Here is a 13,296-nt window from a genome sequence, read left to right on the forward strand (position 1 = left end):
GCCTCCAACCATTTAGGTCTGATAATTAAATCTTATCCGACCTTATCGGCGGACATATCATTTTATAATACGTTCAACGTAACAAATAATACATATCTGGTTATAATGGTAGCGAAAGTCACCCAAGCTACCGGTTTCTTTGCCCCACGTAGCCTTGCAGCCGAATAGGCGATAGTCTTTGCCGCTCCTGCCACTTTCGCCTATTGAATTGCTTGGCTCCATTCTCTTGTAGACGTTAGTTCACATCCTGTGCGTGGTGTCACCGGTTGCCGGATCGTTCATCATCGCCCGCTTGGCGTGCACCAGGATGGAATACTGTTAGGAGTCTTCTGGGACCGACAGACGTGGATTGCACTTGGTCTCTGCCGTATCTTGCTATCAGCACGCTCAGTCAACACCCGGCCGACTCGGCTAAGTTACACGGCGTCGAGGACGGGGGCGGTGCCATGAGGATTGGGAAGCAATGAGGGGATTGTTGTAAGGCTGCCATTGATAAAATGAGGCGTTCGTTTTCATCTAGACGTGACGAACCGGCCAGGCAGAGTTCTCGGCTCAGCATATCTTTGGCCGAACCGATGCGAGCAGCGCCACTCATGGATGGCAGATAACGACCCATTTCGGTCATTCATGCAGGTCAGCTAACGTCAAAAGTGGTCATGCTGCTAATAAGTAACATGTTGGGTCTTCCCCCTGACAACGGACGCTGACCACGGGCATATCGGCCGCACCGGCATTAGAGGTGCGACACCGGAGCTTGGCGCTCATTTTGCCTGAACAGCACTTGATCAATATGCCTGAACTGCAGGGTTTCACCGTATGTGCCAATTAATGGCACCGACCGCAACCAGTGTGGCGCATTTTGCATCATCCGATTCGGCCCCCATGTCTAAAATGGCCTGAAACGCCTTTCATGGCGTATCAGCGACTCATATGGCGGTTACGATCCGATGGCACGCAATCTCACCTTCTCCCTGGACATTGGCTGGCGGACGCTCCTGAACGACTTTGGCTTGCAGCCTGAGCATGTATTGCGCAAAGCCGGCTTGCCATAAGACCTCTTTTCCCGCGAGAGCTACGGGCTGCTGACCGATGAATACTTCCGTTTCTGGCGCGCCTTGGAGTCACAGGCGGATGATGCGATGTTTCCGCTGCGCATCGTGGAAACCGTTTCGGCCGAGGTCTTCGACCCGCCTCTTTTTGCTGCCTTTTGCAGTGCCAACCTCATGCAGGCCGTGCAGCGCCTGTGAGGATGAAGTGATGGCACACATGGCGTTTCCCAAAGCGCACCGACAGCAGCTGCACAGCACCAATCCACTGGAACGGCTAAACGCCGAAATCAAGCGCCGCACCGATGTCGTGGGCATCTTCCCCTACAATCCGGCGATCACACGGCTGGTAGGCGCGATGCTGTTGGATCAGAACGACGAGTAGTCCCAGCAACGACGCTACATGCAGTTGGACGCCTTCGAATGCCCATCGTGATGTGCAACGGAAGCCCGCTAGCACATTCACTTAGTTCTCGAAATAATTGAACCCGGCTCCTCCGACTTTTGCTCTCACTCGAAAAGCGCTTTAGCTCACCTTTGTGCTCGCTTATACAAATAGGTCACCATCAAAATTCCGATCATCGATATCATCGCAGCACACAAAAAAATAGCGGCATATCCGAATCTAGAAGCAATCAAGCCCATGATTGGCCCGGCCATACCCACGGCGATATCAAAGAACAATGAAAGCGCACTCAGTGCCGAATTTCGGTTCGCCGCTGGCGTGCGGGCCAGAGTCTCTACTCCAAGCCCCGGATAAATCCAAGACACCCCAATCCCGGTTAACACTCCGCCGGCAATCGCGCTGACAGGCGACTGTGCCAACCATATCAGCAACATACCCAGAGTCTGCACAACCAGGCAGCCACCCACCACCTTGTAGCCCCTGAATCGCTGCAATAAGCCGGGCGAGGTCAATCGGGCAATGATAAACCCCACTCCGAAACCACTTAGACAGTAAGCAGCGTGGTCCCAACCCCGACTATCGAAATACAGCGCCACGAATGCCGTCAGCCCACCAAAACCCACCGAACTGCATACCAACACCAAACCGTTAGGCATGACAGTGAAAAACACTCGATGAAATGCCAACCTAGCACCAGAAACAATGGGTGCTGGGCGCTTGCCCAGTGCCAAAAGCAGAAACACCAAGCCAAGTAAAACGGTGCATAGCCCCACACTGAAAAGACTCAACGAGTTGCGCAACAGCACGCCCAAAGGCGCGCCAACCGCTGTCCCGCCGTAAGCCGCTATGCCGTTCCAAGACATGACCTGTGCGGATCGGGAAGAACCACACAAACCGATGGCCCAAGTGCAACAGGGTGTGGAAATCATGGCCGTGGACGCCCCCAATACCAGCCTGCCCAGCAGTAATAACGTCAGGATCACCCAAGGCTGTGCGTGCAGGACAATAGCGACCATCGTCAGTGTGCCGGTTAGCACCAGGCCACTGAACCCACAGACAACCGCAAATTTGGCACCCCGGCGATCAGCCACGGCGCCGGCCAAGGGACGGGCCAAGAGCGTTGCCAGGTACTGCGAACTGATCACCACACCTGCGAATACCGAAGTAAGCCCAAGATCACTGAGGACGAATCCGGGCAACACCGCCAATGGCAAACCACTACACACGTACGAGATAAAGTTGAAACCGACGATGGACAAAATCAGCCAATGGCTGCCGAAAGCTCTACCATTGCCCTGACTAATCGCGCCGATGTCGCCCATTAGCTATCCCGCTCAATACCCTGTACAGCTTCCGCCAGTAGCTGCGGATGCGATACAAAAGACTCGTGGGCGGTATCTATCTCGATAACTGTCCCTGCAACGGCACGCTGCGCAAAACGGCGCTGCCAGTGGACGGGCAAGATGTTGTCGAGCAGGGTGATGATGTAGCTCGCAGGAACCACTCCAATGTATCCCTCACGGCTAATCGATTCAGTTGCGATACAAGGTGGCGTTGTGTCCTGACTGATTTCGCTCAACAACCAATCCAGGGTTTGCGACCCCAGGTCCTGGCCGAACATGGCCACGGCCATCTCTTGAGCGGTTGCACGCATGGGATCCAGCGGCCAGCCAACGTGGTCGGGACTTTCACCGTGCCCTTGTGGTGGTTGCCGATGGCCTCTGTCCTGATTACTTGCTTGCATAGCAGCCTACGGCGACGACGTAACCGTTCACTCGCTGCAAAAAAGTCCTCTTGAATTCCGTTTGCCCGGTGATGGGGTTGCGCCAATGGTAAGCAATCTCCCCGCTTTCATGAGCGTTCATTTGCTTGAGGATGTCTTCGCCAATAGGCTTGCCATCGACTGAACGCAGTGACTTGAAGTCGGTACCGATCAACCGCGGCGAAAAACCGTGGGCGACGAACCGTTGGGTTTTCAAGTCCACCACGAAGGCATAGAGATCATCCGAAGTGAGCTGCTTATCGTGCTGATTAATGAGCTCGAATGTGGCTTTGGCGTCAGTGACAACTCGTCCCGAAATCTGGCGCAGCAACTGTTTAGCCTGTTCCGAACTGGACCGCGGCATGTAGTAACCCACCGAAATAATACGATCATTCACGCGCTGATAAAACACGCGCTTGCGCTCCACCTTGGCGTGCTGCCAGTTCCACCAGCGGTATTCGGCGCTGCGCACGATGCCGTCGTCTGGTTGCGAAATGGCCTGCTGGAACATCGCCTTGAGGTCCTCGTCCAGAAAGCTGGCCACCGGTTTACCAACCAATGAAACGGAAGGACCGCCGCTGGCTAACATCACACCGGCGGTATCCACTACGTAAATGTACTTATCACCATCAACATAGGCGCCTTGCCGGCTGAACTCGGCTAGCGCGGCATCGCCCTTGGCCTTGTACTGCGCAACAGCCTTAATCAGCAACGCCCTGGCATGCTCCGTGTCGACACCATAGGCATCCACCGGCGCTTGTTGGGCAATACTGGCCAGGGAGAAAAAGCACAAGCAAAGGGCAGCGAAAGCTCGATAACGGCTCATGGGGGGCATTCCTCTGGGGATCTTTGCACAGACCCGATTAACAGCGCCAACAGGGGACGCTGCCAGCATGGGCGGTTGATGGTTGATTCATTCACTCTGGCGAAGATCCAGGGTCAGGTTATCGATGAGCCGTGTCTTCCCGAGGCGCGCCGCCACCAGAATCACAAAATGGTCATCCATGCTCGTCACCGGTTCCAGATTCTGTGCATTTCTGACTTCGAAGTATTCCAATTGGAAACCGGCTTCGCTGATACGTTGATGACACTCGATCAACTGATGCTCAACCACACGCCCTTCCTCCCGGATCGACGCCGCCACTTGCTGCAGGCAGGCATAAAGCACCGGTGCCACTGCTCGTTCGCGTTCAGTCAAGTAGCCGTTACGCGACGACAATGCCAAGCCATCTGCAGCCCGGATCGTTGGTGCGGCGACGATGTCGACCGTCATGTTGAGATCCCTGACCATCGTACGAATGACTGCCAGTTGCTGATAATCCTTTTGCCCGAAAACCGCCACGTGTGGCTGCACAATGTTCAGCAGCTTGATAACGACCGTTGCCATGCCATCAAAGTGACCGGGCCTTGCCGCACCGCAAAGTCCCTCGGAGACCTTCGGCACACTGACGAGCGTCTGAGTGTGCATACCCTGCGGATATATCTGCTCCACCGTTGGTGCAAACAGCACATCACAGCCCGCGCTGACCAATTTCTCCCGATCCGCTTGCGGCGTTCGAGGGTAACTGGCGAGGTCCTCGTTGGCGCCAAACTGCAGGGGATTGACGAAGATACTGGCGACCACATAGTCAGCACGCTGTTTCGCCCAATGGACCAGGGCAATATGCCCGTCATGCAAATTACCCATGGTCGCTACCAGGGCGACCTTTTTGTTCTCACTGCGCGCACGGCTTACCAGAGCGCGCAATGCATTCACCGTGTCGACTGTCTGCACCGCTTTACGCCTCTTTGGCCAACTGGATATCCAGAGCCGCCAGCAGTCGTGGATCGTCAGCCGTAACGTCCGGAGCAAATCGAGCGACAACGTTGCCCTGTCGATCAATCAGAAATTTTTCGAAGTTCCAAAGTACGTCCGATGCATTGGCAGACTCGATGCCATAGCCCTTCAAACGCTCGCGAAACGGGCCTTCACCGATTGTTTGAGGTCGCGAGGTCGTCAGCTCGCTGTACAGCGGGTGCTGATCGGCACCTACCACCGAAATCTTCGAGAACAATGGAAAGTGAACGTCATAGTTCGTCGAACAGAACTCAACAATGTCTGCGTCGCTACCCGGTTCCTGTTCCTTGAAGTTGTTCGCCGGAAAACCCAGTACTTCCAGTCCTTGGTGTTTTTTGTCTTGGTACAGCTTTTCCAATCCTTCGTATTGTGGGGTCAGGCCGCACTTGGAAGCGACGTTGACCACCAGAACGACTTTGCCTCGGTAATCGCCAAGGCTGGCGGTGCTGCCGTCAATCTGTTTCAAAGGAATGTCGTAAAGGGCGTTACTCATCTGGCTGCCTCACTCGGTGATCTTTCAAAGGGTACGGCCGATAATCTCTTTCATGATTTCGGAGGTACCGCCATAAATGCGGGCGACTCGGGCATCCACCCAGGCACGACTGATCTTGTATTCGCTCATGAAGCCGTAGCCACCGTGCAGTTGCAGGAACTCGTCGAGCAGCTTGCCCTGAATTTCCGAGCCCAGCAGTTTGGCCATCGCCGCAATTTCCGGGGTCAATTCGCCACGCATCACCTTGGCCAGGCAGTCGTCGACGAAAACCCGCAACATGGTGGCCTGGGCCTTGGCTTCAGCCAGCTTGAAACGGGTGTTCTGGAAGTCGAGCACCGGTTTGCCAAAGACTTTGCGCTCACGGGTGTACTCGATGGTTTCCTCCAGCAGCGTGTGAATCGACTGAGCGGCGCGGATCGCAATGATCAAACGTTCCCAAGCCAATTGATGCGTGAGGTATTTGAAGCCCATGCCCTCCTCGCCCAGTCGATTGCCAACCGGCACCCGCACCTCGTCAAAAAACAGCTCGGCGGTGTCCTGCCCTTTCAGGCCGATCTTTTCCAGCAGGCGACCCTTGGCAAAACCCGCACGGTCTTCTTCGACGCAGATCAAAGTCAGCTCTTTGGCTGCAAGATCAAGCTTGGTAGCGGTCACCACCAGGCCGGCATTGCCACCGTTAGTGATGAAAGTCTTCTGACCGTTGACAATGTAATCATCACCGTCACGGCGCGCCGAAGTGCGCATGGACCGCAGGTCGCTGCCGATTCCGGGCTCGCTCATGGCGATCACGCCAATCAATTCGCCACTGACCATGCGCGGCAGCCATTGCTTCTTCTGCTCTTCGGTTCCATACGCAACGATGTAAGGTGTGACGATTTCCGAGTGGGTGGTGAACCCCACCGCCGTGGCGTTGGCACGTGCCAGCTCTTCGATCATCACGGCCGAGTGGCCGAAGTCACCGCCCGGGCCACCGTATTCTTCCGGTACGGTCGAGCATAACAAGCCATTCTCACCGGCCTTGAGCCAGACTTCCTTGGGAACGATGCCGCTTTTTTCCCACTCATGCAGGTAGGGCACGATCTCGCGCTCGACGAAACGGCGGGCCTGATCACGGAACATGTTGTGGTCTTCTCGAAATACGCCGCGCATCTTGCTTACTCCAGATCGATTCTTGTTATTGACAATGGAAAGTCAGCGGTCCTGGTAACTGGGATCACGCTTGTCGACAAAAGCAGCCACCGCTTCTTGATGGTCTTCGGTGTGATGTGCCAGCGCCTGGTAGGCGGCAGACAACTCCAGCAACGAGTCCAGCCGCATGTGCTGCCCTTCGCGCAACAAACGCTTGGTCAGGCGTAAAGCATGTCCTGGGTTGCTGGCGATCTTTCGTGCCAGCGCTTGCGCCTCCGACTGCAGCGTCTCGTGAGTGCATACCTGCTCCACCAAACCCCACTCCAGTGCTTTGGCCGCATCGATTGCCTCACCGGAAAATGCCATCAGACTGGCTTTCGGGATGCCTATAATGCGCGGCAGCAACCAGGCGCCGCCGTCACCCGGAACGATGCCCAGGCGCACGAAACTCTCGGCGAAGATCGCCTTAGGCGCCGCCAGACGGAAATCACACATGCATGCCAGATCGAGGCCCGCACCGATTGCCGGGCCGTTAACCGCGGCGATCACCGGCACGTCCAACTCGTAGATCGCCAAGGGAATACGCTGAATGCCATCGCGGTAGGTGTTGCGCAGTTCGTAAGGCGAGCCGGCGAAGATTCCGCCGCGCTCGTGCATATCCTTGACGTTGCCACCGGCACAGAAAGCGCTGCCATTGCCAGTGAGCACCATGACCCGCACCGACTTGTCTCGACGGACGTCGGCACAAAGGTCGACAAACTCTTGTATCTGCGCGTGTGTCGTCAGGGCGTTGCGGGTCTCGGGATGATTCATGCGCACAGTGACGATACCGCCCTCGCGCTCGATTTGAAGAAACGGGCTCATGCCTGATTACTCGCAAGTCGGGTTAATGATTGTTGGCCATGATGGGTCAGTAACGGCCAGTACCCTTCACTTCCGCCCTGACAGACCAGGGTACCCAAGCGTTGACTCCAGAGGCTGGCCGAGCCGAACTCGGAACGCCACGCCCACAACCGGCGAGTGAGCAGATGCAGTGGGTATTCCTCGGTAAAACCAATGGCGCCATGCACCGAATGCGCAAAACCGGCACCTACGCTGGCGGCTTCTGCCGAGCTGACCTTTGCCGCGGCAATGGTCATGGCAGCGAGTTCGGAACGGGATTCTGCAAAAGCTGCTTCGGCAGCAATGCCCGCTGCCGCAGCCTGTTCTGCAAAAACGGCCAGTTGCTGTTGAATGGCCTGGAATGAACCAATCGCCTTGCCGAATTGCTTCCGCTCACCGGCGTAGTTGGCGGTCATGTCCAATAGTGCGTGCATAGCCCCGGCGATCTGCGCGGCGCGCAGCATCGCGCCCCCCAGTTCCAGAACATTGGCGTCGAGCCCTTCGGGCAACGGTGCTTGTGCCAATACTTGAGCATTGGCAAAGCTCAGGTCATCACGCGGCTCACCCGCCACATTCAGACTCAGGATCAGTTCGCGGGCCGAACTGCGCGACAACAGCACCACATGTGGGGTGCCGGTAGTGCCGTTGGCGATAGTGACCAGTGCTTCAACATTACGTCCCCAAGGAACCGACCAGGCAGTGCCATTAACGCGGTCACCATCGAGCACCAGATTGGCGTTCGCAGCCATGCTCAAGGCACCCGCCCTGCCCTCGAGCCCAGCCTCGCTCAGCAGCCAGTTAGCGAGCAGGGCCTCGCCCAACGGGGCGGGAACCGAAAAGCGCCCGGCGGCACGCACCAGCACATACATATCCGCCCAACTGGCTTCAGCGCCGCCCAGCGCCTCTGTGACACCTGCCAGGGTAAAGCCGGACTCATCCAACGCGGCCCACAGCTCGGCCGGCCATTCGCCGCCGTCACAACCCATCACATAAGCTGGCGTCGCCAGATCTGCAAACAGGCGTTCAATCGTCGCTTCAAATATTTCGCGCATTATCGCAACCCCATGCCGCGGGCAATGATGCCGCGCAAGATTTCGCGGGTGCCCCCACGCAGTGAAAATGAGGGTGCCATCTGGGTCAGGTGGGCCAGCACGCGCGCATGTTCGCTGCTGCCGTCTTGCCGTGGCTCGGTTTCCAGCAACAGCTGGGCAACTTCGGGAATTTCCTGTTCAAAGGCGTTGCCGAGGTCTTTCACACAGGAGGCAGCCCAGGCCGGATGCTCACCCGCCGCCAATTGAGCCGTGACTGACAACGACATATTGCGCAATGTCAGCAGTTTGGCAGAAAGACGTCCGATCTCCCGTGCCTGTAGCGCGTCAGGGGTCTTGCCAATCGCATCAATCAGGGTTTTCAACAATGCCATGCAGCTGAGAAACCGCTCAGGACCGCTACGTTCGAAAGCCAATTCGGCGGTCACCTGATCCCAACCTTTGCCTTCGGTGCCGATCAAGGCGTCGGCGGGCAACCGTACATTGTCGAAAAACACTTCATTGAAATGCTCACCACCGGCCAGGTCACGTATGGGGCGGATGGTGATGCCGGGCAAGCTCAGGTCGACAATGAATTGCGACATCCCCTCATGACGGGACGCCGGTTTTTCCCCAGTACGTACCAAGGCAATCATGTACTGAGAATGGTGCGCGTTGGTGGTCCAGACCTTCTGGCCATTGAGCAACCAGCTATCGCCCTCACGCACGGCATTGCTTTTGATCGAGGCCAGATCCGAACCGGAGTTGGGTTCGCTCATTCCGATGCAGAAGTAACTTTCACCGCGGCAAATAGCCGGCAAATAATGCTGCTTTTGCGCCTCAGTACCGAAGCGATTGATCAGCGGCCCGCTTTGGCGATCCGCGATCCAGTGGGCCGACACCGGTGCGCCGGCAGCCAGCAATTCTTCAATAATCACGTAGCGTGCAAAGGGCCCCGCCTCCGTCCCGCCGTAGGCTTTGGGCAGAGCCATGCCGACCCAACCCCTTGCACCCAGTTTCTTGCTGAACTCGGCGCTGAATCCCATCCAGGATTGGGCACTCAAGGTCGGTGGATAATCGGCAAGCGCTTCGTGAATGAACGCCCGCACTTCTGCACGAAGCGCTTCAGCCTCGGGGGGAATATTGCTGTAGGAAAATTGGCTGATGGCCATATGCGCTCTCTAACGCTGAACACAGGCGCAATCGCTTCGAATGAAGCGACCACAGGACGGCAACCGCCCCCTGCAGTCGTCGTTGGCCGACGACTGCAGAGAACAGCGGCAACTTACAACGCGGTTTGCGCGTCAGCCTGAGCGAACATCGCGTTGATGTCGCCGGAAGTCACTGGTTTGTTGTCGTGACGACCATGGTCGGCGCCACCCAGCCCCAAGGCCGGTTCGGTGCTGACGTGTGTCGCCTGAGCGCGCAGCGCGCCGACTGTGCAATTTTCCCGACCGTGGATGGAGAACGGATCAAAGGAAAACTCGCGCATTGCGTTCAAGTGAGTGACCTTGTCGATCATTTCTTTTGGCAGGTGCTGCAACCCTTCCCATGCTGTTTCTGGCGAGTTCGGCCAGGTGCAGTCGGAGTGCGGGTAATCGCTTTCCCAGGTCACCATGTCGGCGTTCAGGTAGTCGAGGTTCTTCAGCCCGAAATTGTCCTCAATGAAGCACGTGATGAAGTGCTTGTTGAAGATGTCACTCGGCATCTTCCCGCCAAAGTTGGAGTTGGTCCAGGCGTTGTGGTGACGGTGAGTGAAGTCAGCGCGTTCCAGCAGATAAGGAATCCAGCCAATGCCGCCCTCGGAAAGCGCCATGCGCAGATCCGGGAATTTCTTCCACATCGGCGCCCAGATCCAATCGGCTGCGGAGTTGGCGATGGAGATCGGCATGGAAGTAATCCAGGCGTCGATAGGAGACATATCCGAAGCATGGTTGGCTTTCACACCGGTACCGATATGGCAGCAAATCACCACCTTGTTATCGCTGCAGGCTTTCCACAACGGATCCCAGTAATCGCTATGGATCGATGGATAACCGTGAATGGCCGGGTTGTCCGATAGGGAAAGTGCGTGCACACCCTGTTTGGCCAGACGCTCGACTTCGGCTGCTGCGGCTTTCATGTCCCACCACGGCACGATCATCAGCGGAATGAAGCGACCAGGCGCCGCATTGCACCAATCGTGCAAATGCCAGTCGTTGTAGGCCTGGATCGCGGCCATCGACACCTCGCGGTCGCCATGCACCTGGAAGCGCTGGCCGGCGAAGCCCGGAAAGGTTGGAAAGCACAATGAACCGAGCACGCCGTTGGCGTTCATGTCGTCGACGCGATCCTTGATATTCCAGGTGCCACGACGCATCTGGTCGTAGCCCAACGGCTCCATGCCATATTCCTCTTTTGGTCGACCGACGACTGAGTTCAGGCCCATGTAACCGGTAGCCTGCTCCTCGAAGACCCATACATCACGATCACCTTTTTTGACCACATGTGGCTCGCGCCCTTTGAAGCGTGCAGGCATGTGGCGAGCAAAGGCATTTGGCGGCTCGATCGCGTGGTCATCGACACTGACGAGAATCAGATCTTCAACTTTCATTGTTTTCCCCTTCGCATTCGGGCTTGTTGTTGTGCCTGAATCATAGAGCACATCACCGACTTATTAAACACATTTTTTGATTGTGTTCATATTAATTCGAGCATTGAGGGGGGGGGCAGGACGATAAGGCGCCTGACCGCGACAGGTCACAGACCCGTCACGGAACAACCAGGGCATTTCAGGGGGGAGTTACGACGTTGCTCAATCCCACAGCACATGCAGATAGTGCGGGCCGCGCAGCTGTGCACCGACAATCTGTGGCCCCGGCTTACCCGGGTCGAGTCGAATATTGGGCATCAAGTCGAGGATCGCATTCAGAGCGCAGTTGATCTCGGTTTTGGCAACAAACTGACCGATACACATGTGAGGGCCAAAGCCGAATCCAAACGACGGTTTAGGCTTGCGGTCAATGTCGAATTTATCGGCGTTTTCGAACGCCTCTTCATCGCGGTTGGCAGACGTCACAATGCATTGCACCATCGCCCCTTTCGGGATCGGCACGCCGCGAATCTCCAGATCCTTGGCCGTCTGGCGCACCTTGAAAGTCGCGACGGGCTCAAAGCGCACCGCCTCATCAATCGCCTTATTCACCAGGCCTCGGTCATTGCGCACCCGCTCCAGCACATCGGGGTTCTGCAGCAGCAACGACATCAAGGTGCCAAAGGTTCGAGTCGTGGTTTCACTGGCGGCCGGCAACAGCGAGCGTACAAAAGTCGCTATCTCATGGTCGTCCAGGGAGCGTCCTTGGTACTCGACGCGAATCAACCGACTGATTAGGTCATCCCCAGAGGCACCCGCTGCCCGTCGCTCAGTCACCACATCTTTAACCACATCGTACAGGGCCTGCGCGGCCTGCATCGCTGCACCACGGGCAGCGGCGGCTTTCTCCGGATCGACTTGCGGCCCCGCCAGGATCGCCAATGCCCAGGCCGCGTATTGCTCGATCTGCTCGGGACGGTCTTCGGGGAAACCAATCAGCGAATAGATCACACGAATAGGGAAATACAAGGCAAAGTCCATCAGATCGGCCCCCTTGGCCGGCACCAACGGCTTGATGTATTCCTCGCGAATCACCCGGTCGATCCGGGTCTCCTTCCAGCGATTGACCGTCTCGGGCATAAACACCGGTTGCAGCAGACCACGGATGTTCTTGTGGGCGTCACCGTCCATTGCCGTAAGGATCAAGCCATCAAAAAACGCCCCGAGGCCTTCGGCGATAAAGCCGCTGGTGAAGGTGCCGGCATCCCGCATCACGGCCATGACATCGTCGTACTTGAACAGCGTAAACGTCGGTCGGTTGGCATCCAGCCCGGCAATCGAAGGTACGCCCAGGCGCGTCATGAAATTGTCTTCAAGCACCGGAGAATTGGCGCGCATTTCGCGATAGATCGCGTGCAGGTCGATGTCACTGGTGCCGCGATAATTGCTGGCGACGTCGGTAAAAACCTTGGCCAGGTCGCTCTGTTCCGCTGTGGACATGATCGTCTCCGCCTTTATTGTCATTATTTTTGGTGTAGGCCTGACGAAAGGCCCGGATGATTGCCTGATAGTAGGCTTGATCTGCTCAATACTTGACACTTATTTGAAATCAGATCAACTATTATTGCTACAGGCCAGGTTCAATAGGCTTGCTGCACCAGCGTCATACGACCGCCCGCGAGCATCAGCGCGCAGTACAGCCCCAGTTCCACCACCTGTTCAGTAGAGAAAAACGCCGCGAGTCGGGAGAAATACGCGTCGTCGATGGCCAGGTAATCGCTCGCAAATGCTTCGGCATAGTGCAGCGCTACCCGTTCGGCCGGCGTGAAATGCTCACTATCGGTCGCCATGCAGGCGATGTCCTGCTCGGTCACGGCGTCGGATTTTCGCGCCAGTTGGCAGGCCTGGCAGGTGGTGATGCTGGCGATCTTCAACCGCACCAACTCGCGCAAACGCTCATCGAGCAAACTGTCAGTGTGCAGGCTTTCCATCAAGCCGAGCCAGGCCAGCGCCACTGGCGGACGGTGTGCCCAGACCTGCACCGGCGTGGTGGAACTGAGCATGCGGTTGCGCTGGCCACGCTCGACCGCGTCTTGCAACGCAGCCGGCATGGCTTCCAGGGGTATCAGAGGTAGACGCGCC

At 56.9% G+C, this 13,296-nt stretch carries 13 protein-coding genes and 1 pseudogene; 2 read left to right on the forward strand and 12 right to left on the reverse strand.

Annotation, left to right across the window (positions count from 1 at the left end; genetic code table 11):
- Positions 1–1,139: 1,139 nt before the first annotated feature.
- Together L6D75_RS01475 and L6D75_RS01480 are read left to right on the forward strand one after the other, a co-directional pair.
- Positions 1,140–1,247, forward strand: a complete 108-nt coding sequence (locus L6D75_RS01475) for a hypothetical protein (protein WP_236193360.1) — start codon at positions 1,140–1,142, stop codon at positions 1,245–1,247.
- Positions 1,246–1,428: pseudogene (locus L6D75_RS01480) on the forward strand (transposase); the annotation flags it as partial. The gene L6D75_RS01475 and the pseudogene L6D75_RS01480, both read left to right, overlap by 2 nt.
- Before the next feature lie 149 nt (positions 1,429–1,577).
- Here L6D75_RS01480 and L6D75_RS01485 read toward each other — a convergent pair.
- The 12 genes from L6D75_RS01485 to L6D75_RS01540 all read right to left on the reverse strand — a co-directional run bounded on the left by L6D75_RS01485 (position 1,578) and on the right by L6D75_RS01540 (position 13,265).
- Complete coding sequence (locus L6D75_RS01485; protein ID WP_176511175.1) at positions 1,578–2,774, reverse strand: MFS transporter; 1,197 nt, start codon at positions 2,772–2,774, stop codon at positions 1,578–1,580.
- Positions 2,774–3,106: a hypothetical protein gene (locus L6D75_RS01490; protein WP_236193362.1), complete on the reverse strand. Its 333-nt coding sequence runs from the start codon at positions 3,104–3,106 to the stop codon at positions 2,774–2,776. Before L6D75_RS01490 ends, L6D75_RS01485 begins: the two co-directional genes overlap by 1 nt.
- 76 nt (positions 3,107–3,182) lie before the next feature.
- Positions 3,183–4,040: a cache domain-containing protein gene (locus L6D75_RS01495; RefSeq protein ID WP_176511176.1), complete on the reverse strand. Its 858-nt coding sequence runs from the start codon at positions 4,038–4,040 to the stop codon at positions 3,183–3,185.
- 87 nt (positions 4,041–4,127) lie between these two features.
- On the reverse strand, positions 4,128–4,988 hold the full coding sequence (gene panC / locus L6D75_RS01500) for a pantoate--beta-alanine ligase (protein ID WP_176511177.1): 861 nt from the start codon (positions 4,986–4,988) through the stop codon (positions 4,128–4,130).
- 4 nt (positions 4,989–4,992) lie between these two features.
- Positions 4,993–5,544 carry a glutathione peroxidase gene (locus tag L6D75_RS01505; protein ID WP_176511178.1) on the reverse strand — a complete coding sequence of 184 codons (552 nt, stop codon included), beginning with the start codon at positions 5,542–5,544 and terminating at the stop codon, positions 4,993–4,995.
- A 24-nt stretch (positions 5,545–5,568) separates the two neighbouring features.
- Positions 5,569–6,693: an acyl-CoA dehydrogenase family protein gene (locus tag L6D75_RS01510; protein ID WP_176511179.1), complete on the reverse strand. Its 1,125-nt coding sequence runs from the start codon at positions 6,691–6,693 to the stop codon at positions 5,569–5,571.
- A 42-nt stretch (positions 6,694–6,735) separates the two neighbouring features.
- On the reverse strand, positions 6,736–7,536 hold the full coding sequence (locus tag L6D75_RS01515; protein ID WP_176511180.1) for a crotonase/enoyl-CoA hydratase family protein: 801 nt from the start codon (positions 7,534–7,536) through the stop codon (positions 6,736–6,738).
- Positions 7,533–8,606, reverse strand: a complete 1,074-nt coding sequence (locus L6D75_RS01520) for an acyl-CoA dehydrogenase family protein (protein WP_176511181.1) — start codon at positions 8,604–8,606, stop codon at positions 7,533–7,535. Before L6D75_RS01520 ends, L6D75_RS01515 begins: the two co-directional genes overlap by 4 nt.
- Entirely contained in the window at positions 8,606–9,754 is a 1,149-nt protein-coding gene (locus L6D75_RS01525; protein ID WP_176511182.1) for an acyl-CoA dehydrogenase family protein, read from the reverse strand. Before L6D75_RS01525 ends, L6D75_RS01520 begins: the two co-directional genes overlap by 1 nt.
- Before the next feature lie 113 nt (positions 9,755–9,867).
- Complete coding sequence (locus L6D75_RS01530) at positions 9,868–11,175, reverse strand: amidohydrolase family protein (RefSeq protein ID WP_176511183.1); 1,308 nt, start codon at positions 11,173–11,175, stop codon at positions 9,868–9,870.
- Between the two features lie 201 nt (positions 11,176–11,376).
- On the reverse strand, positions 11,377–12,654 hold the full coding sequence (locus L6D75_RS01535; RefSeq protein ID WP_176511184.1) for a cytochrome P450: 1,278 nt from the start codon (positions 12,652–12,654) through the stop codon (positions 11,377–11,379).
- Between the two features lie 140 nt (positions 12,655–12,794).
- The gene (locus tag L6D75_RS01540; protein ID WP_236193364.1) at positions 12,795–13,265 is read right to left on the reverse strand and encodes a carboxymuconolactone decarboxylase family protein; all 471 of its coding nucleotides are present in this window, start codon (positions 13,263–13,265) and stop codon (positions 12,795–12,797) included.
- Between the last annotated feature and the right edge of the window lie 31 nt (positions 13,266–13,296).

Source organism: Pseudomonas faucium (assembly GCF_021602585.1).
GTDB lineage: Bacteria > Pseudomonadota > Gammaproteobacteria > Pseudomonadales > Pseudomonadaceae > Aquipseudomonas > Aquipseudomonas faucium.

What these genes read in the sequence shown, in the direction of transcription:
- L6D75_RS01475 (WP_236193360.1), top strand. Translation starts at nt 1,140, where the DNA reads ATGTTTCCGCTGCGCATCGTGGAAACCGTTTCGGCCGAGGTCTTCGAC.
- L6D75_RS01485 (WP_176511175.1), bottom strand. Translation starts at nt 2,774, where the DNA reads ATGGGCGACATCGGCGCGATTAGTCAGGGCAATGGTAGAGCTTTCGGC.
- L6D75_RS01490 (WP_236193362.1), bottom strand. Translation starts at nt 3,106, where the DNA reads ATGCGTGCAACCGCTCAAGAGATGGCCGTGGCCATGTTCGGCCAGGAC.
- L6D75_RS01495 (WP_176511176.1), bottom strand. Translation starts at nt 4,040, where the DNA reads ATGAGCCGTTATCGAGCTTTCGCTGCCCTTTGCTTGTGCTTTTTCTCC.
- L6D75_RS01505 (WP_176511178.1), bottom strand. Translation starts at nt 5,544, where the DNA reads ATGAGTAACGCCCTTTACGACATTCCTTTGAAACAGATTGACGGCAGC.
- L6D75_RS01510 (WP_176511179.1), bottom strand. Translation starts at nt 6,693, where the DNA reads ATGCGCGGCGTATTTCGAGAAGACCACAACATGTTCCGTGATCAGGCC.
- L6D75_RS01515 (WP_176511180.1), bottom strand. Translation starts at nt 7,536, where the DNA reads ATGAGCCCGTTTCTTCAAATCGAGCGCGAGGGCGGTATCGTCACTGTG.
- L6D75_RS01520 (WP_176511181.1), bottom strand. Translation starts at nt 8,606, where the DNA reads ATGCGCGAAATATTTGAAGCGACGATTGAACGCCTGTTTGCAGATCTG.
- L6D75_RS01525 (WP_176511182.1), bottom strand. Translation starts at nt 9,754, where the DNA reads ATGGCCATCAGCCAATTTTCCTACAGCAATATTCCCCCCGAGGCTGAA.
- L6D75_RS01530 (WP_176511183.1), bottom strand. Translation starts at nt 11,175, where the DNA reads ATGAAAGTTGAAGATCTGATTCTCGTCAGTGTCGATGACCACGCGATC.
- L6D75_RS01535 (WP_176511184.1), bottom strand. Translation starts at nt 12,654, where the DNA reads ATGTCCACAGCGGAACAGAGCGACCTGGCCAAGGTTTTTACCGACGTC.
- L6D75_RS01540 (WP_236193364.1), bottom strand. Translation starts at nt 13,265, where the DNA reads ATGCCGGCTGCGTTGCAAGACGCGGTCGAGCGTGGCCAGCGCAACCGC.